The following is an 18100-nucleotide window of genomic DNA, read 5'->3' as shown; positions in this document are numbered from 1 at the left end:
TCGTGACACAGGGCCGGCCTCGTCGTTATCGCATCGCACGGTGAAAACCGGTCGATTCGCCACGTGTCGAGTGTCCGTCACGCGGCGCGTCACTTGCAGGAGCATGGCATGAACCAAGCCGACCAGACCTCCCCCACCCCGCTTTCCGACGCGCTGCTGCATCGCATGAACGCGTGGTGGCGGGCCGCCAACTATCTGTCGGTCGGGCAGATCTATCTGCTCGACAATCCGCTCCTTCGCGCGCCTTTGCAGATCGCGCACGTCAAGCCGCGCCTGCTCGGCCACTGGGGCACGACGCCGGGGCTGAACTTCATCTACGCCCATCTGAACCGGGTGATCAACGCGCGCGATCTCGATGTGCTGTTCATCGCCGGCCCGGGCCACGGCGGCCCCGGCGTGCTCGCCAACGCCTGGCTCGAAGGCGTGTACAGCGACATCTATCCGAACGTGCCGCAAAACGCCGAGGGCATGGCCGCGCTGTTCCGCCAGTTCAGCTTCCCCGGCGGCGTGCCGAGCCACGTCGCGCCGCAGACGCCGGGCTCCATTCACGAAGGCGGCGAACTCGGCTACTCGCTGTCGCATGCGTTCGGCGCGGCCTTCGATCATCCCGGGCTGATCGTTGCCTGCGTCGTGGGCGACGGCGAGGCGGAAACCGGGCCGCTCGCCACCGCCTGGCATTCGAACAAGTTCCTCGATCCTGCCTCGGACGGCGCGGTGCTGCCCATCCTGCACTTGAACGGCTACAAGATCGCCAGTCCGTCGATCCTCAGCCGCATCGGACAGGACGAACTGGAGAGCCTGCTGACCGGCTATGGCTATCGGCCGCTGTTCGTGTCGGGCGACGAGCCGATGGCCATGCACCAGCGCATGGCGGCCGCGCTCGACGACGCGCTGGACGACATTCGCGGCATCCAGGCGCGGGCGCGCAGCGCAGGCAACCTCGTCCGCCCGCGCTGGCCGATGATCGTGCTGCGCACGCCGAAGGGCTGGACGGGCCCGAAGCGCGTCGACGGCCTGAAAACGGAGGGCAGCTTCCGCTCGCATCAGGTGCCGATCGCCGACCTGAAACAACCGGCGCACCTGCACTTGCTGGAAGACTGGCTGAACAGCTATCGCCCCGACGAACTGTTCGACGCGGACGGGCGACCGTGCGAGGCGATCCGGTCGCTGGCGCCGGCCGGATCGCGCAGGATGAGCGCGAATCCGGTGGCGAATGGCGGCGGCGAGGCGCGCGAGTTGCGGATGCCGGATTTCACCCGCCACGCGGTGGCGGTGCCCGCGCCCGGGCAGGTCGACGCGCAGGCCACGCGCGTGATGGGCGGCTTCCTGCGCGACGTGATGTCTGCGAATCTGGCCGACCGGACGTTTCGCGTGTTCGGCCCGGACGAAACGGAATCCAACCGCTTGTCGGCGCTGTTCGACGTCACCCCGCGCACCTGGATGGCGGAGACCGATCCCGACGACGTCCAGCTCGCGCCCGACGGCCGCGTCATGGAGATACTCAGCGAACATACGTGCCAGGGCTGGCTCGAAGGTTATCTGCTGACCGGGCGGCACGGGCTGATGTCGTGCTACGAGGCGTTCATCCATATCGTGGATTCGATGTTCAACCAGCATGCGAAATGGTTGAAGGCGTGCCGGGACATCCGCTGGCGGCGGCCGCTGCCGTCGCTCAACTACCTGCTGACCTCGCACGTCTGGCGGCAGGACCACAACGGCTTCAGCCACCAGGATCCGGGGTTCATCGATTTCGCGGTCAACAAGAAGGCCGACACGGTGCGCGTCTACCTGCCGCCCGACGCGAACACGCTGCTGGTCGTCACGGATCACGCGCTGCGCACCTGGAACCGGATCAACGTGATCGTCGCCGGCAAGCAGCCGGCGCCGCAATGGCTCGACCTGGATGCCGCGATCCGGCATTGCAGCGCCGGCGCGGGCATCTGGGAGTGGGCGGGGAACGACGGCGACGGCGAGCCGGATGTCGTGATGGCCTGCGCGGGCGACGTGCCGACGCTCGAGACGCTCGCGGCCGTCGACCTGCTGCGCACCCATCTGCCGGCGTTGCGCGTCCGGGTCGTCAACGTCGTCGACCTGATGACGCTGGAGCCTGCCGACGTCCATCCGCACGGGTTGAGCGACGCGGATTTCGACGCGATGTTCACGACGAACCGGCCGGTGATCTTCGCGCATCACAGCTATCCTGCCCTGATTCACCGGCTGACCTATCGCCGCACGAATCACGCGAATTTCCATGTGCACGGTTTCATCGAGGAAGGGACGACCACGACGCCGTTCGACATGACGGTCCTCAACCGGGTCGACCGGTTCCATCTGTGCGAGGCCGTGCTCGATCACGTGGGCGAACACGTGCAGCCGGGCGCGCATTTCAGGCAAACCCTGCGCGACAGGCTGGTCGAGCATCGACGCCATGTGGACCGGTACGGCGACGACCTGCCGGAAATCCGCGACTGGCGCTGGCACGCGACGCCGGGCAGCCGGAACCCGATGCCGTGAGCCGCTCGTATTCGCCGGGGGACGGACGGCCACGGCCTGGCACCGATCGCGAACCCCGGCCGCGCTACCCGGGCGAGACGCCCGCCGGTTGCGGGCCGGACAACGGGTCGGCGAACGACCGGAAGCCGCCCTCGATCTCGAGGATCTGCGCCGCGCACACGTCGTATCGCCAGCCGGGGCCGCCGTCGCTGCTGTACATGCCCTTGCACATCCCCTTGATCCGGATCAGCCAGCCTCCTTCGCTCAACGCCACGCGCGACGCCCAGAGGTACACGTTGCCGGCCAGGTGCGACGGGGCCGTTTCGATCACCTCCGCGTCGGACCGCGTGATGCGGGTGGACGAACGGTTTTCGACATAGCGCCGGGTAAGCTGCCACGCGCGGTCGCATGCCGCTTGCGTCGCACACGGCAACGACGCCGTCTGCCGCAACGTGAGCAGCTGCGTTTCGCTTTGCCTGAACCTGGCCATGCGCTCGTCGCTGGCGCATGCGCCCAGCATCAACAGCATGCCCATCGCCAACCATCCCTGTTTCATCGCCGACACCCCATCCGGTCGCGGGTTTCACGCGCCACCCGCAAGCGCCCCGGGTTCGACTGTATTGCCGTGCCGACCGGCGCGCTTGACACATGTCAACGCATCGCGGGGGGCTGCCCGAGCGCATCGCAGGCATCGCGCCGCGCCTCCACGCACCGCCAACGAAGGTTTTCACCGTCCGCGGCCGGTGTCAGCATCCTCCTACAGCCGTTCTCCAAACCCTACGTGACTTTCCATCCCTGCCGATTTCGGTCCGGCCGCGCGCGAACCATACTGCTTTACATGGATGCCCGAGCGCCACTCGTGCCGCCGCCAGTCTTGCCCGTCGATTGCGCCGCACGGTTCCGCATCCCGCGGCGGCGCCGTCGCGCTGACGAAATCGAGTCACCAGGAGCAGATCATGCTGACTGCCCAACCCCACGAAACTGCCTACCCCGCCGTCGCGCATCCGATGACGATCGCACTTCATCCCGTCGATCGGGACGAGCGGGTGAAGCGCCCCGGCGCGCGCTGTTCGACCTGCCCGGTCCGTTCGGCGTGCATGCCGGCGGAACTCGACGCGGCCGACCTGGCCGTCCTCGACGAGGTGGTCTGCACGACCCGCTCGGTCAAGCGGGGCGAGTCGCTGTTCCGCGCGCACGATACGTTCCAGAGTCTCTATGCGGTCCACACCGGCTCGTTCAAGACGATCGTCATGCATCGCGACGGCCAGGAGCAAGTAACCGGATTCCAGATCGCCGGGGAAACGCTCGGTCTCGACGGCGTGTGCGGCGGGCGTCACAACTGCGACGCGATCGCGCTGGAGGACAGCACGGTCTGCATCATCCCGTTCGGCCAGCTGGAGAAGGTTTGCGCCAAGGTGAGGTCGATGCAGCACCACCTCCACAAGATGATGAGCGGCGAGATCGTGCGCGAATCGAGCCTGATGATGCTGCTGGGCACGATGTCCGCGGAACAGCGCGTCGCGGAGTTCCTGCTGAACCTGTCCGAACGCTTCAGGGCGCGCGGTTATTCGTCGGCCGATTTCAACCTGCGCATGACGCGCGAGGAAATCGGCTGCTATCTCGGGATCAAGCTCGAAACGGTCAGCCGGATGCTGTCGAAATTCCAGCGCGACGGTCTGATCGACCCGCACGGCAAGCAAATTCATATCATCGATCTGGCCAGGCTCGCCCGCGTCTGAGCGCGGGCCGCCCGCGCCGGGTCCGGCGGCCAGGTATCCCGCAGGCTCGAACCGGTTCCGTCGAATACCCTCGCGCGCATCGCCTATCCTCCCGGTTCCGGCCGCCCCGGATGCCCGCCTGCAGCATCCAGCGACCGCATGCGCCGGCTCAGGCGACGAATCGCGAATATCCGCAGGTAATCATGCACGCGGGCATCTTTCGTCAGCGCCGCGATTTCGTCGTCGAGCATCCGCCGCAACGCGTCGTCCGGAATCGACAGGTCGCGCGCCAAGGCCGCCAACGAGGCGAACAACCGATCCTGGTTCATCACCGCCCTCCTGCAAGGACACCGCCTTCATCCGAGGTCGTCCTGGCTGAATCCATTGAAACGCGCGGCAGCGCCACCGCGCTTGACATGCGTCAACGCGCCGCGGATCGATGCGCGGCCCGGGCCGCGGATTCAACCGGCCGGCGAGCGCGTTCCGGCGTTTGACTTGCATCAATCGCCGGCGCGGAGCCGCGCATAGACTGGGTCGAACTACTTGCCGGACACCGCGCGATGACAACCGCTCCAATGACACGCCTGCCGGGATACCTGCTCGCCCTCGCATGGCTCGCGGGCGGGACGGCGTCCGCCCAGGTGCGGGAGCCCGCCGCGCTCATCGATCAGCAGCATTGCATGTTCTGCCACACCTCGGACATGCCGTTCCTCGCACCGTCGTTTCACGAGATCGCGGATCGGTATCGGGACACGCCGCATGCCGAAGACATCCTCGCGAACAAGCTGAGACTGGGCGGCCGCGCGCACTGGGGCGACACCGCGATGCCGCTGCCCGCCGAGCGCGGCGGCGCGCTGTCCTCCGAGGACGCGCATACGCTGATTCGCTGGGTCATGAGCCAGTAAAAGCGTCGGCCGCCGGTGACGGCGGCCGCCCTCCTTCGTCGATTCGGAGCCCATCGTGCGAATCACCCTGCATCTCGATACTTTCGCCTGCGACAACCCTTCGGCCTATGCCATTCTCTGGATCGACACGGCCATGCGTCGCTGGTCGCGCGAAGGTCATGCGGGGATGGACCTGCCGGTGTGGGGCACGCTCGTCCGCGAAGGCGGCGCCACCCTGATGACGGGTCCCGACGACGCCGGCGCCCTGTGCTGGCTCGACGATTTCGATCTCGACGCACCGTCCGGGCCGTTCGAAGGCCAGGCCGGCATCGCACGCTGGCTGCGCGATGCCCGGCAGGCGCCCGTACCGGGCGCATGGCGGGTGCAGTGTGTCGACGATACGGCGGAAACGCCGGAGCATGAGATATTCACGGGCGACGAAGAAGCGTAGCCGGACCAGCGGCGCCGCCCCGGTCGCCGCGGCGGATCGACTCGCGCCTGGCGAATCGCGTCCGATGCGCGGGACGTGTCAGCTCGGGTTCTCGTGGGTTTCAGCGGCCGCGGTCCCGGCGAGTTGCCGCTCGGCGATGTCGAATGCCCGCTTCAGCGCGTCCATGGGATCCGTGCCCGTCATATGCTGAACGGGACGAAATTCCCCCTTGCGGGTGATCAGATCGAGTCGTACGTCATACCTCGGCTCGCGGGTCGACGCGCCCATGGCCTCGATCGCGAGATGGCAGCCGGCCAGTTGCGTGCAGAACGGCTCGAGGCGCATCAGCTGGATGCTCGCTTCCGCCTCCAGCCGAGCCGACCCGGCGAAGCCGAAGTAAGCGATCTGCATCCCGATTCCCATGTTCCGCTCCTGTTGATCGCGCCGATTGACGGCGAGAACCGGTTCATCCGTGTGGTGCGTTCGCCCTACCCGATTCCGTGCCCCCATCTTCCGTGGCGACGGCTCTGCGTCGTTGATGTGAGTCAAGCGACGGACATCGCCACACGCTGTCCGCCAACCGGCGCCGGACTCGTGAAATCGGCGGCGATCATCCAGCCGGCCGGGCGCGCGGCGGCAACCCGCCGCCGGCTCGTTCAACTGGAGACGGTGCCGGCATCGGCGATCTGCGCCGGCAACAGCCGCAGGCCCGATCGATGCGCGGGTCGGACAACCGGATCGTCCGACACACGTTGGGCGGGACCCGCACGAACGTCGGGTCGGCTTCGACCGGGGTGCCATCAGGCATCCTCCCGTTACAGGCGATCGCGCCGGACCCGCACGGTGCGCGCGATCGTCGGCTGCCGCATCGCGATCCATCCCGCGACGCCCGCGCAACAGGACAGCGTGCCCACATAAAGCGCCCAGCCGTCGTGGACCAGCATGGCGTGCACCGTTGCGATGAGCCCGGCTTGCGACGCGAAGATCGCGACGTTGGCAAAACACTGGCGAAACACGTTGGGAAACATGCCGCTCTCCTGGAAAGGGATGACGACTGCGACGTTTCAGGCATCGGCATCGATAGCCCGGGTGACGAAAATCGTCGGCACCGGACAGTCGGCCACGCGCAGCAACCGCATGGCCACGCTGCCCGGCACCGCGCGCCGGATGCCGGATGCCGTGCCGGCCTGCGGGACGGCAGGTCAGACCCTGCACCTGCCCGCGCTGCCTGCCGCACGAAACCATCGAACGCGGTGAGCGCGGCGAACGAAGCCATGCCCTCATCTTCGAAGCTTCGGAATCCGCAGCGTTGACTTTTATCAAGCGCGGGCACGGTTCCGACCGTCCCTCAAAAAACCACGGCGCCGCCCGGATTGCCCGGCGGCGCCGTCGACGACGCGCAGCGTCCCCCGTTCGCGCTACGCGACTTCGATGATGACTTTCAATGCGTGGGTATCGGCCGCGCGCGCGAACGTGTCATAGGCGCTCGCCACGTCGTCGAGCGTGAAGCGATGCGTGATCAGTTGCTTCGGGTCCAAGCGTCCGGCCCCCACCGTCCTCATCAGCATCGGCGTGCTCGACGTGTCGACCAGCCGGGTCGTGATCGCGATGTTGCGATCCCATAGCTTCTCGAGGTGCAGATCCGCCTTGACGCCATGCACGCCGACGTTCGCGACGACGCCGCCCGGCGCGACGATCGCCGTGCACAGCTCGAACGTCGCGGGGATGCCGACCGCCTCGATCGCGCAGTCGACGCCGATCCCGTCGGTCAGTTTCAGGATGTCGCCGGCCGGGTCGCCCGCGCGCCCGTCGATGCAGTCGGTTGCGCCGAACCGGCGCGCAACCTCGAGCCGGTTCCGGTCGGGATCGACCATGATGATCCGCGCGGGCGTGTAGAACTGCGCGGTCAGCAACGCCGCGAGCCCGATCGGCCCCGCGCCGACGATCGCGACCGTGCTGCCCGGCTGCACCTTGCCGTTCAGCACGCCGCATTCGAATCCGGTCGGCAGGATGTCGGACAGCATCACGAGCGCCTCCTCGTCCGCACCCGGAGGAATCCGGTAGAGACTGGTCTGCGCGTGCGGAATGCGCACGTATTGCGCCTGCGTGCCGTCGATCCGATTCCCGAGAATCCAGCCGCCTGTCGCGCAATGCGAGTAGAGCCCGCGCCGGCAATATTCGCACTGGCCGCACGACGAGATGCACGAGATCAGCACCCGGTCGCCGACCGTCAGCGACGTCACCGCGCTGCCGACCTGCTCGACGATGCCGACGCCCTCGTGACCGAGCACGCGGCCCGGTTCGCACGACGGCACGTCGCCTTTCAGGATATGCAGGTCGGTGCCGCAGATGGTCGTGCGCGTCACCTTGACGATCGCATCCGTGGCCGCGGCCAGTTCCGGCATCGGCCGCTCGTCGAGCGATTTGCGGCCGGGGCCGTGATACACCAGGGCTTTCATGGTCTTGCCTCCGTTGACGGGACGAGGTCCCTTGCAGTGCCACTCTAGGGAGTCGCCCGCCATCGGCGCTTGACCTGCGTCAAGCACGCTCGGGCACACCCCGGCGGCGTTCCGCCACGCGGCCGATGGCGTGCTGGCGCGGGGCGCGATCGGCCATCCCGGTCACGGATCGATACCCGCCGCCAGTTCGAGGATGTCGGCCGTGATTTCATCCTGGCGCGCGAGCCGGCAGATTTGCAGCAATTCGGCGAGCTTGTGTTCGATATTGGCGCGCGCGGCGATCATGGCCCGCGTGCGCGCTTCGTTTTCCGCCGCGAACGCCAGCATCGTCGCCTCGCACAGTTCGACGAAGACATACGCCTGCGCCAGCTCCGCCAGCACCCGGCCGGGCGGCAAGCTCAGCAACGGCGGCTGCGAGCGCGGCGCGGCGTCGAAGCGGCTGTAGTCGAACGGCAGCAGCCGATGCTCGACCACGTCGAGCCGCGCGGACCCGGGCATCGCGTGCACGATCGACACGGTTTCGGCGCCGCTGGCGGCGAGATGGGCGAACAGCGCGTCGGTCAAGCGGCCCGCGAGGGCGACCACATCGTCCGCGCGCGACGTCATCGGCGCGGTCCAGGCGACCGGCAGCCCGCGCGCCTCGGCAAGCGCGGCGCCGCGCGACCCGATCAGCAGATAGTGGGCCGCCTCCCCACGGCGGCGGGCCCGATCGAGAATCTGCGCGTTGTACGCCCCGACGAAGCCCTGCTCGCTGCACAGCACGATGACCACCTGCGGTTTCGCGGGCGCTGCGGCCGTGCCGCTCCCCGGACGCGTCGCATCCGCCGACAGAACGGCGCCGATCGCCGCGCCGATGATCGCGGCGCAGGCGCGCACGCCCGGCAAACGCGCCTGCGCGTCATGCGCACGCGCGGCCGCGACGCCGCGCATCGCACCGATCACGGACTGCAGCTGGCGGGCGGTCTCGGCGCGCGCTTCCGCGGCGCTCAGCTTGTCGCTCATGACGGCACGGCCCCGGATTCCGCCGCGCCGGCCTGGGCGGCCAGCCGCTCGACCTGCTCCCGAACCGTCCGCACCAGCCCGGCGAGCGCGGCCGGATCGTCGAGCAGGGTGCCCGGCGGCGTCTGTTGCGCATCGAGCCAGGCCGGCAGTTGTTCGCGAATCGTCGTCAGCAGGCGTGGCGGCGCGGAGTCGAACACGCCGTCGGCCAGCGCTTTCAGCAGCACGACTTCATCGATCGTTCGCAACGGATGAAAACGCGGCTGCGTGATCAGCGCGCGAATCCGCTCGCCGCGCGTGATCTGCCCTTTCAGGCGCGCATCGGTCAACCCGCCGAAGCGCGTGAACGCCTCGAGTTCGAGGAACTGCGCATAGTCGAGCCGCAAGCGCCCGGACGCCTCGCGCAGCGCCGGGTGCTGCGCCTTGCCGCCCACCCGGCTGACGCTGAGGCCGACATCCACGGCGGGCCGCTGGTTGGACGCGAACAGCGCGGCGTCCAGCACGATCTGGCCGTCCGTGATCGAGATCAGGTTGGTGGGGATATACGCGGCCAGGTTGCCGGCATCGGTTTCCGCGATCGGCAGCGCGCTGAGCGAACCGCCGCCGAGCTTCGCGGACAGCTTCGCGGCCCGTTCGAGCAGCCTGGCGTGCAGATAGAAGATGTCGCCCGGATACGCTTCGCGGCCGGGCGGCTCGCGCGTCAGCAGCGCCAGCTCGCGGTGCGTGGCCGCGTGCTTGGTCAGGTCGTCGATCACGATGAGCGCGTGCTGGCCGCGGTCGCGAAAATATTCGGCCATCGTGAACCCGGCGAACGGCGCGATCCACTGCAGGCCGGCTGCCGCGGCAGCCGGCGCCACGACGAAAATGCAACGCTCCGGCGCGCCGTACCGGGCCACCGCGTCGATCACGCGCTGCACGGCGCTCGCCCGCTGGCCGATCGCCACGTAGACGCAGATCACGTCCGAATGCCGCTGGTTGACGATCGCATCGATCGCCAGCGCGGTCTTGCCGACCGCCCGGTCGCCGATGACGAGTTCGCGCTGCCCGCGGCCGATCGTGAACAGCGCGTCGACGATCAGCAAGCCCGTCTCGAGCGGTTCGACCACCAGGTCCCGATCGATGATCGCGGGGGCCGGCCGTTCGATCGGCGAGCGCATCGTCGCGCCGACTGGGCCCGGATGATCGAGCGGCCGGCCGAGCGGATCGACCACCCGGCCGAGCAGGGCCGGGCCGACCGGCACCTCCAGCACGGCGCCCGAGCAGCGCACCGCCGCGCCCGCCTCCAGCCCCGCATCGGCGTCGAGCAGCACCACGCTGATCAGGTCGGCGTCGAGCGTGTGCACGAAGCCGGTCGAGCCGTTGTCGAAGAGCAGACGCTCGTTGAGCATCGCGTCGGGCAGTCCGGACACGAATGCGATCCCGTCGGCAAGCCGTTCGACTCGCCCGATGGCCTCCGCCGACGGCGCGAGTGCGGCGCCGTCGAGCGCGGCGCGCTGGCGCGCGAGCCAGTCGGCGTGTTCAGGAAGGTCGGCTGGCTTCATCGTCATTCAGCAGTACCGCCTCGATATGTTCCAGATCCTGCTTCAGGCTGTTGCGCACTCGCGCGTGCGCCGCGTCGAGCTCGAGTCCCGCGATCAGCGACGCGTCGATCCGCACCGCCAGTTCGACCGGCCGGCCCAGGCTGGCGGACAGCGCGGCGCGGCATGACGCGATTTCCTGCGCGTCGAGCGCACGCGGCGTGCTGAGCTGCAGCGGCGTGTTGCCCGCGCCCAGTTCCGAGCGGACCGATTCGGGCAGCAGCGCGACTTGCCCGGCGAGACCATCGATGAAGCCGGTCACGCGCGCCGGCTCCGGCAGGCGCGTGAACAGCCGCGCCGCGATGTCGAGCGCGAGGCGGGTCGCGCGGCGGGCGTCGTCGCGCGTGCGCTCGAGCCGCTCCGACTCCAGCCGCGCCGCCGCCGCGTCGCGCAACTGTCCGGCTTCCGCCTGCGCCTGCGCGAGCAGCGATGCCTTCTCGGCGGCGGCCTGCCCCGCCACCGCCTTCAACGCATCGGCGCGCGCGGCCACCACCGTGGCGAGCTCGGCTTGCGCCGCCTGGCGCGCATCGCTCGCCGCGCGGGCATCGTCGCGGGCGGCGTCGATCAGCTTGCGCGCCGCTTCCTGGCGCGCCGCGATGATCGCGCTGACCGGCTTGAACAGAAAGCGCGACAGCAGCCACACCAGCACCAGCACGTTGATGGTCTGCAGGATCAGTGTGGACCAGTCGATTCGCATCGTCGCCTCGCGCTACTTGATGAACGGGTTGGCGAACAACAGCAGCAACGCGATCACCAGGCAGTAGATCGCCATCGTCTCGATCATCGCCAGCCCGACGAACAGCGTGCGCGAAACCGTGCCCGCCGCATCGGGCTGGCGGGCAATCGCATCCATGGCCGCGCCGACCGCGCGGCCTTCGGCCAGCGCGGGCCCGATCGCACCGAACGACACGGCGAGCGCCGCTGCCGCGATGCTGACGATTTCGATGAGATTGCTCATGACTGCTCCTGCTTGCGGCGGTGAACGGAAGGTTCGTCATCGGCCGCCGCCGCGCCAATGAACACCATCGACAACACCATGAAGATGTAGGCCTGGACCGTGCCGGTCAGCAGGTCGAGGGCCATCAGCGGAATCGGCACGATCAATCCCGCGAGCGACAGCACGATGCCGATCACGAACACGCCGCTCATCACGTTGCCGAACAGCCGCACGATCAGCGAGAACGTGCGCGTCAATTGCTCGACGAGATTGAGCGGGATCATCACCCAGGTCGGTTCGGCGAAAGTGGCGAGATAGTTCTTCCAGCCGCGCGTGCGCACGCCGTAGTAGCACGTCGCGCCCAGTACGACCAGCGCGAGCGCCGCGTCGGTTTCCAGGTGCGCGGTGGGCGGCTCGACGCCCGGGATCAGCGACGACGCGTTCGCGGTGAACACGAACAGGAAAATCGTGCCGATCAATGCGCGATAGCGGGCGGCCCCGGCTCGCATCGTGCCGACGATCTGTGCGTCGACGGCGACGACCAGCAACTCCAGCACGCTTTGCAGGCGCGACGGCTCGAGCGACAAGCGGCGGCGCGCGAACGCCGAAAGTGCCGCCAGCGCCAGCATGATTCCCCAGGTGACCAGCACGGGCGACGATATCGACAGCGGACCCAGCGTCCACAGCGGGACGGTCGCGAGCGGCGAGGCGCTCATCGCGGCCCCCGGGGCGCCGTCAATGCGCCGGCGTATCGGAGCGCGACGGCGCGCGCGACCAGCAGCCCGAGCGCGCCCGCCACGACGGCGGCGGCGCCGAGCCGGGCCAGCGCCACCAGCACGGCGACCGCGATGGCGATGCGCGCGCCTTGCAGGCCGAGCGCGCACGCCACGCGGCCGGCCGCGAACAGGCGGCCGTTCCATGCGAGCGAACCGAAGTGCCATGCGCCGAGCGCAAGGCCGACGACCACGCCGAGCGTCGCGGCGGCCAGGTTGGCGACGGCTGGCGGCGCCAGCCACGCATCAATCGTCATGGTTGTGTCCTTGTTGGCCATGCATCCATTTCCACGCGAACCAGAACCCGGCGGCCGCGCCGATCATGACGAGCGGCGCGGAGAAGAACACGCGCGTCGCAGCCAGCCGGTCCAGCCAGCGCCCCAGCGCCAGCCCGGCGAGCGTCGGCGCGAGAATCGCCCAGCCGAGCACGCCGATCTGCGCCAGCCGCGTGCCCAGCGACGGTTCGGGGTCGCGCGCGCCGCGCGCCGCGCGTTCGGCGGCATGCCGCGCGGCCTGCTCGACGCGATCGGGCCGGTCGCGCGGATCCGGCGGCGGCCGCCCGCTCATCGCCGTGGCTCCGCGACGAAGGGATCGCGGGCGTCGCCCGCGCTTCCCCCGGGTCGCAGATAGGTCAGCAAACGCCTGACCGTTTCGGCATGCAGCCGTGTCTCGTCGACGCGCGCGCGCCGTTCGGCGTCCAGCCGGGCGGCGCGGTTCGCGCGCACGAGCGCGTCGAGTTGTTCGAGCGAATCGCCGGGCACCGCGTCGCGGCACGCGATCGCGACGCGCACGCCGCCGGACACGCTCAACACGCCTTCGTCCAGCGCGCAGTAATGCCATTGGTCGTCGGGTGTTCGCCAACGCACCACCGACGCGCGCAGCAGCGTCACGAAATCGACGTGGCCGGGCCGCACGCCGAAGCTGCCGGTCGCATCCTCGGCGCGCAGCGAGGCGATCTCCAGCGCATCGACCAGCAGCTGCGCGGGCGTCGCGATCGTCAGGTCGAGCCTAGCCATGCGCGCCTCCATCCCCGCCCGCGGCGGCGGCTTCCTTGCGGCGCGCGTCGTCCAGCGTGCCGACCATGTACAGCGAGCTTTCCCGCCATGTATCGCACTCGCCGCGCAGAATCGCGGCGCAGCCGGCGATCGTCTCGGCGGTCGTCACCGAGCGGCCCGGCTGGCCGGTAAACGCCTCGGTCACCGCGAACGGCTGCGTGAGGAAGCGCTGCAGGCGGCGCGCGCGTTCGACGGTACGGCGGTCGTCCGCGCCCAGTTCCTCGATGCCGAGCAGGGCGATCACGTCCTGCAGTTCGCGGTAATGCTCGATCGCGCGGCGCACCTCGGTCGCGACCGCGACGTGCTCGTCCCCGACCACGAGCGGATCGAGCAGGATCGACGACGACGCGACCGGATCGATCGCCGGATACATGCCCTCCGCCGCCATCGAACGCGACAGCACCACCATGCTGTCGATATGCGCGGCGATGGCGGTCACCGCCGGATCCGTGAAATCGTCCGCCGGCACATAGACGGCCTCGATCGCGGTGACGGCGGCGCCCTCCACCGACGCGATCCGCTCCTGCAGCGCGGCGACCTCGCTCGCCAGCGTCGGCTGGTAGCCGACCCGGGACGGCAGGCGGCCCAGCAGACCCGACACCTCCGCGCCCGCCTGAACGAAACGGAACACGTTGTCCATCAGCAGCAGCACGTTTTGCGCGCGCTCGTCGCGGAAATATTCGGCGATGGTCAGCGCCGTCAGCGGCACGCGCCAGCGGGCGCCCGGCGGCTCGTTCATCTGGCCGTACACCAGCACCGTGCGGCCCAGCACGCCGGAACCGCGCATGTCGAGCAGCATCTCGTGCCCCTCGCGCGACCGCTCGCCCACGCCCGCGAACACCGAAATGCCCTGATAACGCTCGACCATCGCATGGATCAGCTCCATCACGAGCACCGTCTTGCCGACCCCGGCGCCGCCGAACATCGCAGCCTTGCCGCCCTGCGCGAGCGGCGCGAGCAGGTCGATCACCTTGATGCCCGTCGCGAACAGCGTGCTCGTGCCCTTCTGCTCGGCCAGCGGCGGGGCATCGCGGTGAATCGGCCGCCGCGGCACGTCGGCGGGCAGCGCCGGGCCATCGTCGCCGGGCGCGCCCGTCATCGTCAGCAGCCGGCCCAGCACGCGCTCGCCCACGGGCACCCGCAGCGGCCCGCCGTGCGGCCGGACCGTCATGCCGCGCCGCAAGCCGCCGGTCGGCGCGAGTGCGAGTGCGCGCACGGCGGTTTCGCTCAGGTGCGCGTGCACCTCGGCCGTCACCGGCGCCGCGCCGTCGACGACGATGTCGAGCGCGTCGTTCAGCGCGGGCAGCGCGTGCGCGTCGAACCCGACGTCCAGCACGGCGCCGCGCACGGCCAGCACGCGGCCGTCGCGGTGCGCTTGCGCGGCGTGTTCCGCCGGTTCGGAGGTCAGCCCTTGATCGATCGTCACCGTGTGCCTGCCCGCTATCGTTGGGTCCTTTTCCACGGTAACGGCTGCTCGCGTTCCGGGGCTGATCCTCGTCAAGAAATGGCCAGACGATTCACGCAACCCGCGAGTACGACGCTCGCCGGCCGGTTGCCGGACAACCTGCTCGGCGAGCGCACGCCGGTATTCGACCTGATGGCGTGGAACGCCGACGCGACCCGGATGCCGTACCGGATGCATGCCGAGTATCTGCGCAAGCTGTTTCTCGACAACGACCTGGCGTGCAACCGCCTGGTCGTCGACGGGCGCACGGTGTCGCTGCTCAACCTCCGGATGCCGGTGTTCGCGGTGGGCACCGAGCAGGATCACGTCGCGCCCTGGCATTCCGTCTACAAGATCCATTACCTGACGGACACCGGCGTTACCTTCGTGTTGACGACGGGGGGACACAACGCCGGTATCGTCAGCGAACCCGGGCATCCGGGCCGGCACTACCGGATCAAGTCCACGCGCGCGATGGACCCGAACCTGTCGCCCGACGAATGGGCGGACCGTGCGACCGTGCAGGAGGGATCGTGGTGGTCCGCCTGGCACCTGTGGCTGGCCGAACATTCCGACGGCCAACGCGGGCCGCCGCCGGCCCTTGGGGCGGGCGATCCCGACGCCGCCGTGCTTGGCGACGCGCCGGGCACCTACGTGTTCCAGAAATAGGCGGCCGACATCAATCAGGAACGCCTGACGAACCGCCCGTTCGGCACGCTCGCGATCGGGGATAGCGCATCGCTCACGCGCACCGCGTCCCGGGACGACATCGATCTGTTCGCCGCGTTGTCCGGTGACTCTAGATCGCTCTAATGCGGCATTTCCCCCAACCCCCGCCCGTCGAGGCTGAGGCAAACTACGACAGGCAACTCAGAAATGCCGCTGACGTGCCTGTATTAACTTAAACCAACCGGCCTCCACGATTCCCGGGGCGGTTCAAATAGACCCAGCCCCCTCTTCCGGACACAATATTGCTCTTGCTTCGTTTAACCAGATAAGGCTGCCGTCCGAGCTAATCGAAAAGCTACCGCTCCCTTTCATTTCCAGATAGTTACGAAGTAGCGCGATGGCTTCTTCCACGGCATGGTATGCATCCCAACTGTCGCCATCGCTCCCAAGCTTATCCCTCACCGCCTCGGCAGCACGTGCTTCAAGCTCAGCCCGTGGCACGATCCAAGCCCCGCACCAATCAATCGCAAATCCTCTAATTTCGTCCACTTCAATAAACAGTACGTCAGTACATATTCTAGAATCCAAACCATCCATTTCTATATTTCTAACTACAGCCTTCAATTTATCGAGAACTGAATCGAGCCTAGACGAAATCACTCTCGCCGAATAATTGAAAGCCCCTTGCAACAAAAGCGCATTCACAATGAAATTACTTTCCTTAATATTACATTTCAGACAAGATAGCTTAAGATTTAGAATATTATCGACATCGAGACACGGAAAATACTCCTTCATCAGACCTGGATGGGTTCGCGCAATTATATGAGCAACGTGAAAATTTTCCCCTTCGACCCGACAACTACAAGTTGCACACTCTCCATCGTACAGATGAAACACTACCGATCGGCAGAGCGGCTTACCATAAAACCCGTTATATTGGACAAAATCTTCTTGACGAAGAACACGGCTCATTCAATTCTCCGAAAACTGCAGACGTACAATGAACAAATCTATCCGTCGATGACTGATGACCGACGCACTGATCGTGCTGCTGCCCATCTAGAGACGGATCTCTATGAGAAAACGCATGTCCATGCTAAGCCCAAAAGCTTCCCTTTCACGTTAGACAAGCTATCATAGGCTTAACACAACCAGAGGAGGATACATGGCCACGTACAAGGAATTGCAAGCTCAAATGGCGACGCTCGCTGAGAAGACGGAAGCCGCTCGAGTAACCGAGTTCCAAGCTGTCGTTGATGACATCCGCGCCAAGGTCGCAGAGTATGGAATTAGCGAAAAAGACATCTTCGGGACACGTCGAAGTCGAATGACCAAAAAGTCATCGGTCCCGGTAGAGGCAAAGTATCGCGATCCGAAGACCGGTGCAACTTGGTCGGGACGCGGCCGGGCGCCAGCGTGGATTAAAGACGCGAAGAACCGCAACCGCTTCCTCATCCAAGAGTAATGCGTTCCATCTTCGGCTTCATCAACTGCGTAGCCTTGCTGACTTCATTAGGAATACCGATGCTGCAGTTGCGCAGCTAAGGTAGTTGAGCATTCAAGCTGTTGTGACCAATTTGGACCTGCAACTTCCCTCGCATCTCCGCACAGATCGCCACTCTTCTCGAATGCTTCACACCACGCCTTGAGAGAATTTTTCGTCGGGTAACCCAACTGGCGGATCGTGGCCTTGATGCGCTTGCCGAGTTTCAGGTACAGCTCGACCGCCCGAAGGCGGTCTTCGTATGAATACATGGACTACCTCCAAAGTAGTCCAAGATTTTGTCCGCATCCCCGGTGGGTTAAGACTCGGTGGAAATCAACAGCCCATGCGCTGGCCGTCCTGCGCGCCCTCTTCGGATGGCTCGTTGACCAGCACTACGTCGTGCTCAATCCGTTTGCGGGCGTGACAGTGCGCGGCGGCGCAGCCCGTGTACCGTTCGATACCGGGCGGGCGTTGACTGGCCGCGAATGGAAGATCGTGCGCGCTGCGGCTAACCAGCTCGAGCGGACTGGCTGGACCGCACCGGCCGCCGAGCGACTGCGTTTTGTACTGGATTTCGGTTATGCGACGGGCCTGCGCGTGCAGGAACTGGTGGCCGCAACGCTGGGCGACATCACGGCGGACGCCCGCGGCGCGTTATGGCTGCAGGTAACAGGAAAAGGGGCGAAGTCGGGGCGCGTGGCCCTGCCGCCGCTCGCGCGGGACGCGCTGCGGCGCGCGCTGAAGGTGCGGGGTCTGCCTGTCATGCGCACCCGCTGGCATCCCTCCACCCCGTTGGTCACCGCCCTCAATACGGAGCGTCGCGGGGAACGCCATGCCGGTACCGGTATCAGTTCGGCGCGGTTGCGGCAAGTGTTAGGTGAGTTTTTTCGGGAGACGGCTGAGCGCGTAAACACCCGTCATCCGGCGCTCGCAGAGAAGCTACGGCATGCCAGCCCCCACTGGCTACGCCTTACACATGCCACCCACGCACTGGACGCCGGCGTGGAATTGGTGGTCGTGCGAGACAACCTGCGTCACGCCTCGGTGGCAACCACCTCGACCTATCTCCACGGCGAGGAGGCAAAGCGTGCGCGTCAAGTCAGCGCGGCATTCCAACGTCAGCCCCGCCGATCCCATCGTCGAGATACGGACCGCGTAGCCCGATAATCGCGC

Annotated in this window: 22 protein-coding genes and 2 pseudogenes; 8 read left to right on the top strand and 16 right to left on the bottom strand. The window is 67.3% G+C overall.

Going from position 1 to position 18100, the window contains the following annotated elements; translation table 11 throughout:
* Nucleotides 1-108 precede the first annotated feature (108 nt).
* A complete protein-coding gene (locus BX604_RS25500) occupies nt 109-2514 on the top strand; it encodes a phosphoketolase family protein (protein WP_098554048.1) in 2406 nt (801 codons plus the stop codon).
* Between the two features lie 64 nt (nt 2515-2578).
* On the opposite strand, the gene BX604_RS25495 is transcribed toward BX604_RS25500, so the two are convergent.
* A complete protein-coding gene (locus BX604_RS25495; RefSeq protein WP_306668240.1) occupies nt 2579-3022 on the bottom strand; it encodes a hypothetical protein in 444 nt (147 codons plus the stop codon).
* A gap of 427 nt (nt 3023-3449) precedes the next feature.
* Here BX604_RS25495 and BX604_RS25490 point away from each other — a divergent pair, with 427 nt between their 5' ends.
* On the top strand, nt 3450-4232 hold the full coding sequence (locus BX604_RS25490; RefSeq protein ID WP_098554047.1) for a helix-turn-helix domain-containing protein: 783 nt from the start codon (nt 3450-3452) through the stop codon (nt 4230-4232).
* An 83-nt stretch (nt 4233-4315) separates the two neighbouring features.
* Here the strand turns inward: BX604_RS25490 and BX604_RS25485 are convergent, their stop codons facing one another.
* Nucleotides 4316-4540 carry a DUF3562 domain-containing protein gene (locus BX604_RS25485; RefSeq protein WP_098553576.1) on the bottom strand — a complete coding sequence of 75 codons (225 nt, stop codon included), beginning with the start codon at nt 4538-4540 and terminating at the stop codon, nt 4316-4318.
* Between the two features lie 231 nt (nt 4541-4771).
* Here BX604_RS25485 and BX604_RS25480 point away from each other — a divergent pair, with 231 nt between their 5' ends.
* Together BX604_RS25480 and BX604_RS25475 are read left to right on the top strand one after the other, a co-directional pair.
* On the top strand, nt 4772-5116 hold the full coding sequence (locus BX604_RS25480) for a c-type cytochrome (RefSeq protein WP_373562438.1): 345 nt from the start codon (nt 4772-4774) through the stop codon (nt 5114-5116).
* Between the two features lie 55 nt (nt 5117-5171).
* Nucleotides 5172-5546, top strand: coding sequence for a DUF3564 family protein (locus BX604_RS25475; RefSeq protein WP_098553574.1), 375 nt, complete (start codon nt 5172-5174; stop codon nt 5544-5546).
* A 78-nt stretch (nt 5547-5624) separates the two neighbouring features.
* Here BX604_RS25475 and BX604_RS25470 read toward each other — a convergent pair whose 3' ends face one another.
* Nucleotides 5625-5936: a hypothetical protein gene (locus BX604_RS25470; protein WP_174980565.1), complete on the bottom strand. Its 312-nt coding sequence runs from the start codon at nt 5934-5936 to the stop codon at nt 5625-5627.
* A 404-nt stretch (nt 5937-6340) separates the two neighbouring features.
* On the bottom strand, nt 6341-6553 hold the full coding sequence (locus tag BX604_RS25465; protein WP_098553572.1) for a DUF2964 family protein: 213 nt from the start codon (nt 6551-6553) through the stop codon (nt 6341-6343).
* Here BX604_RS25465 and BX604_RS38605 point away from each other — a divergent pair.
* Nucleotides 6552-6782, top strand: coding sequence for a hypothetical protein (locus BX604_RS38605; protein ID WP_143748111.1), 231 nt, complete (start codon nt 6552-6554; stop codon nt 6780-6782). The genes BX604_RS25465 and BX604_RS38605 overlap by 2 nt on opposite strands.
* A 161-nt stretch (nt 6783-6943) precedes the next feature.
* Here BX604_RS38605 and BX604_RS25460 read toward each other — a convergent pair whose 3' ends face one another.
* The 10 genes and pseudogenes from BX604_RS25460 to atpD form a co-directional block, all read right to left on the bottom strand.
* Entirely contained in the window at nt 6944-7984 is a 1041-nt protein-coding gene (locus BX604_RS25460) for a zinc-dependent alcohol dehydrogenase family protein (RefSeq protein ID WP_098553571.1), read from the bottom strand.
* 162 nt (nt 7985-8146) lie between these two features.
* Entirely contained in the window at nt 8147-8986 is an 840-nt protein-coding gene (locus BX604_RS25455) for a F0F1 ATP synthase subunit gamma (protein WP_098553570.1), read from the bottom strand.
* Nucleotides 8986-10530, bottom strand: a pseudogene (locus BX604_RS25450) (F0F1 ATP synthase subunit alpha); the annotation flags it as partial. The pseudogene BX604_RS25450 and the gene BX604_RS25455, both read right to left, overlap by 1 nt.
* A complete protein-coding gene (locus BX604_RS25445; RefSeq protein ID WP_098553568.1) occupies nt 10502-11257 on the bottom strand; it encodes a F0F1 ATP synthase subunit delta in 756 nt (251 codons plus the stop codon). The pseudogene BX604_RS25450 and the gene BX604_RS25445, both read right to left, overlap by 29 nt.
* A 12-nt stretch (nt 11258-11269) precedes the next feature.
* Nucleotides 11270-11518: a F0F1 ATP synthase subunit C gene (locus BX604_RS25440; protein ID WP_098553567.1), complete on the bottom strand. Its 249-nt coding sequence runs from the start codon at nt 11516-11518 to the stop codon at nt 11270-11272.
* Complete coding sequence (locus BX604_RS25435) at nt 11515-12213, bottom strand: F0F1 ATP synthase subunit A (protein ID WP_098553566.1); 699 nt, start codon at nt 12211-12213, stop codon at nt 11515-11517. The genes BX604_RS25440 and BX604_RS25435 overlap by 4 nt, the downstream gene beginning before the upstream one ends.
* Nucleotides 12210-12548, bottom strand: coding sequence for an N-ATPase subunit AtpR (locus BX604_RS25430; protein WP_373562437.1), 339 nt, complete (start codon nt 12546-12548; stop codon nt 12210-12212). Before BX604_RS25430 ends, BX604_RS25435 begins: the two co-directional genes overlap by 4 nt.
* Nucleotides 12517-12837 (bottom strand): AtpZ/AtpI family protein, encoded by a 321-nt coding sequence (locus BX604_RS25425; protein WP_098553564.1) that lies wholly within the window; start codon nt 12835-12837, stop codon nt 12517-12519. Before BX604_RS25425 ends, BX604_RS25430 begins: the two co-directional genes overlap by 32 nt.
* Nucleotides 12834-13286 carry a F0F1 ATP synthase subunit epsilon gene (locus tag BX604_RS25420; RefSeq protein ID WP_098554046.1) on the bottom strand — a complete coding sequence of 151 codons (453 nt, stop codon included), beginning with the start codon at nt 13284-13286 and terminating at the stop codon, nt 12834-12836. Before BX604_RS25420 ends, BX604_RS25425 begins: the two co-directional genes overlap by 4 nt.
* Nucleotides 13279-14745 carry a F0F1 ATP synthase subunit beta gene (atpD, locus tag BX604_RS25415; RefSeq protein WP_254608034.1) on the bottom strand — a complete coding sequence of 489 codons (1467 nt, stop codon included), beginning with the start codon at nt 14743-14745 and terminating at the stop codon, nt 13279-13281. The genes BX604_RS25420 and atpD overlap by 8 nt, the downstream gene beginning before the upstream one ends.
* A 138-nt stretch (nt 14746-14883) precedes the next feature.
* Between atpD and BX604_RS25410 the strand changes: the two are divergent.
* Nucleotides 14884-15438 (top strand): annotated as a pseudogene (locus BX604_RS25410) (poly-beta-hydroxybutyrate polymerase); the annotation flags it as partial.
* 267 nt (nt 15439-15705) lie between these two features.
* Here the strand turns inward: BX604_RS25410 and BX604_RS38600 are convergent.
* Entirely contained in the window at nt 15706-16413 is a 708-nt protein-coding gene (locus BX604_RS38600; RefSeq protein WP_143748110.1) for an HNH endonuclease signature motif containing protein, read from the bottom strand.
* Nucleotides 16414-16606: 193 nt separating this feature from the next.
* On the opposite strand from BX604_RS38600, the gene BX604_RS25405 reads away from it, so the two are divergent.
* A complete protein-coding gene (locus BX604_RS25405; RefSeq protein WP_098553563.1) occupies nt 16607-16906 on the top strand; it encodes an H-NS histone family protein in 300 nt (99 codons plus the stop codon).
* A 47-nt stretch (nt 16907-16953) separates the two neighbouring features.
* Here the strand turns inward: BX604_RS25405 and BX604_RS40020 are convergent, their stop codons facing one another.
* Nucleotides 16954-17196 (bottom strand): hypothetical protein, encoded by a 243-nt coding sequence (locus BX604_RS40020; protein WP_098553562.1) that lies wholly within the window; start codon nt 17194-17196, stop codon nt 16954-16956.
* On the opposite strand from BX604_RS40020, the gene BX604_RS25395 reads away from it, so the two are divergent.
* Entirely contained in the window at nt 17195-18094 is a 900-nt protein-coding gene (locus tag BX604_RS25395) for a tyrosine-type recombinase/integrase (RefSeq protein WP_257146423.1), read from the top strand. The two genes, BX604_RS40020 and BX604_RS25395, sit on opposite strands and share 2 nt — an antisense overlap.
* Nucleotides 18095-18100 lie beyond the last annotated feature (6 nt).

It is taken from the genome of Burkholderia sp. JKS000303 (assembly GCF_002563755.1).
GTDB lineage: Bacteria > Pseudomonadota > Gammaproteobacteria > Burkholderiales > Burkholderiaceae > Burkholderia > Burkholderia anthina_B.
This window is presented reverse-complemented; position numbering and strand designations above follow the sequence as displayed.

Bases quoted from the DNA above. Each gene is read 5' to 3' on its own strand.
- BX604_RS25470 (WP_174980565.1), bottom strand. From the start codon at position 5,936: ATGCAGATCGCTTACTTCGGCTTCGCCGGGTCGGCTCGGCTGGAGGCG.
- BX604_RS25490 (WP_098554047.1), top strand. From the start codon at position 3,450: ATGCTGACTGCCCAACCCCACGAAACTGCCTACCCCGCCGTCGCGCAT.
- BX604_RS25395 (WP_257146423.1), top strand. From the start codon at position 17,195: ATGGACTACCTCCAAAGTAGTCCAAGATTTTGTCCGCATCCCCGGTGG.
- BX604_RS25425 (WP_098553564.1), bottom strand. From the start codon at position 12,837: ATGAGCGGGCGGCCGCCGCCGGATCCGCGCGACCGGCCCGATCGCGTC.
- BX604_RS25435 (WP_098553566.1), bottom strand. From the start codon at position 12,213: ATGAGCGCCTCGCCGCTCGCGACCGTCCCGCTGTGGACGCTGGGTCCG.
- BX604_RS25445 (WP_098553568.1), bottom strand. From the start codon at position 11,257: ATGCGAATCGACTGGTCCACACTGATCCTGCAGACCATCAACGTGCTG.
- BX604_RS25500 (WP_098554048.1), top strand. From the start codon at position 109: ATGAACCAAGCCGACCAGACCTCCCCCACCCCGCTTTCCGACGCGCTG.
- BX604_RS25455 (WP_098553570.1), bottom strand. From the start codon at position 8,986: ATGAGCGACAAGCTGAGCGCCGCGGAAGCGCGCGCCGAGACCGCCCGC.
- BX604_RS38600 (WP_143748110.1), bottom strand. From the start codon at position 16,413: ATGAGCCGTGTTCTTCGTCAAGAAGATTTTGTCCAATATAACGGGTTT.
- BX604_RS25465 (WP_098553572.1), bottom strand. From the start codon at position 6,553: ATGTTTCCCAACGTGTTTCGCCAGTGTTTTGCCAACGTCGCGATCTTC.
- BX604_RS25405 (WP_098553563.1), top strand. From the start codon at position 16,607: ATGGCCACGTACAAGGAATTGCAAGCTCAAATGGCGACGCTCGCTGAG.
- BX604_RS25420 (WP_098554046.1), bottom strand. From the start codon at position 13,286: ATGGCTAGGCTCGACCTGACGATCGCGACGCCCGCGCAGCTGCTGGTC.
- BX604_RS40020 (WP_098553562.1), bottom strand. From the start codon at position 17,196: ATGTATTCATACGAAGACCGCCTTCGGGCGGTCGAGCTGTACCTGAAA.
- BX604_RS25460 (WP_098553571.1), bottom strand. From the start codon at position 7,984: ATGAAAGCCCTGGTGTATCACGGCCCCGGCCGCAAATCGCTCGACGAG.
- BX604_RS38605 (WP_143748111.1), top strand. From the start codon at position 6,552: ATGCCGCTCTCCTGGAAAGGGATGACGACTGCGACGTTTCAGGCATCG.
- BX604_RS25495 (WP_306668240.1), bottom strand. From the start codon at position 3,022: ATGCTGTTGATGCTGGGCGCATGCGCCAGCGACGAGCGCATGGCCAGG.
- BX604_RS25440 (WP_098553567.1), bottom strand. From the start codon at position 11,518: ATGAGCAATCTCATCGAAATCGTCAGCATCGCGGCAGCGGCGCTCGCC.
- BX604_RS25430 (WP_373562437.1), bottom strand. From the start codon at position 12,548: ATGGCCAACAAGGACACAACCATGACGATTGATGCGTGGCTGGCGCCG.
- BX604_RS25485 (WP_098553576.1), bottom strand. From the start codon at position 4,540: ATGAACCAGGATCGGTTGTTCGCCTCGTTGGCGGCCTTGGCGCGCGAC.
- BX604_RS25480 (WP_373562438.1), top strand. From the start codon at position 4,772: ATGACAACCGCTCCAATGACACGCCTGCCGGGATACCTGCTCGCCCTC.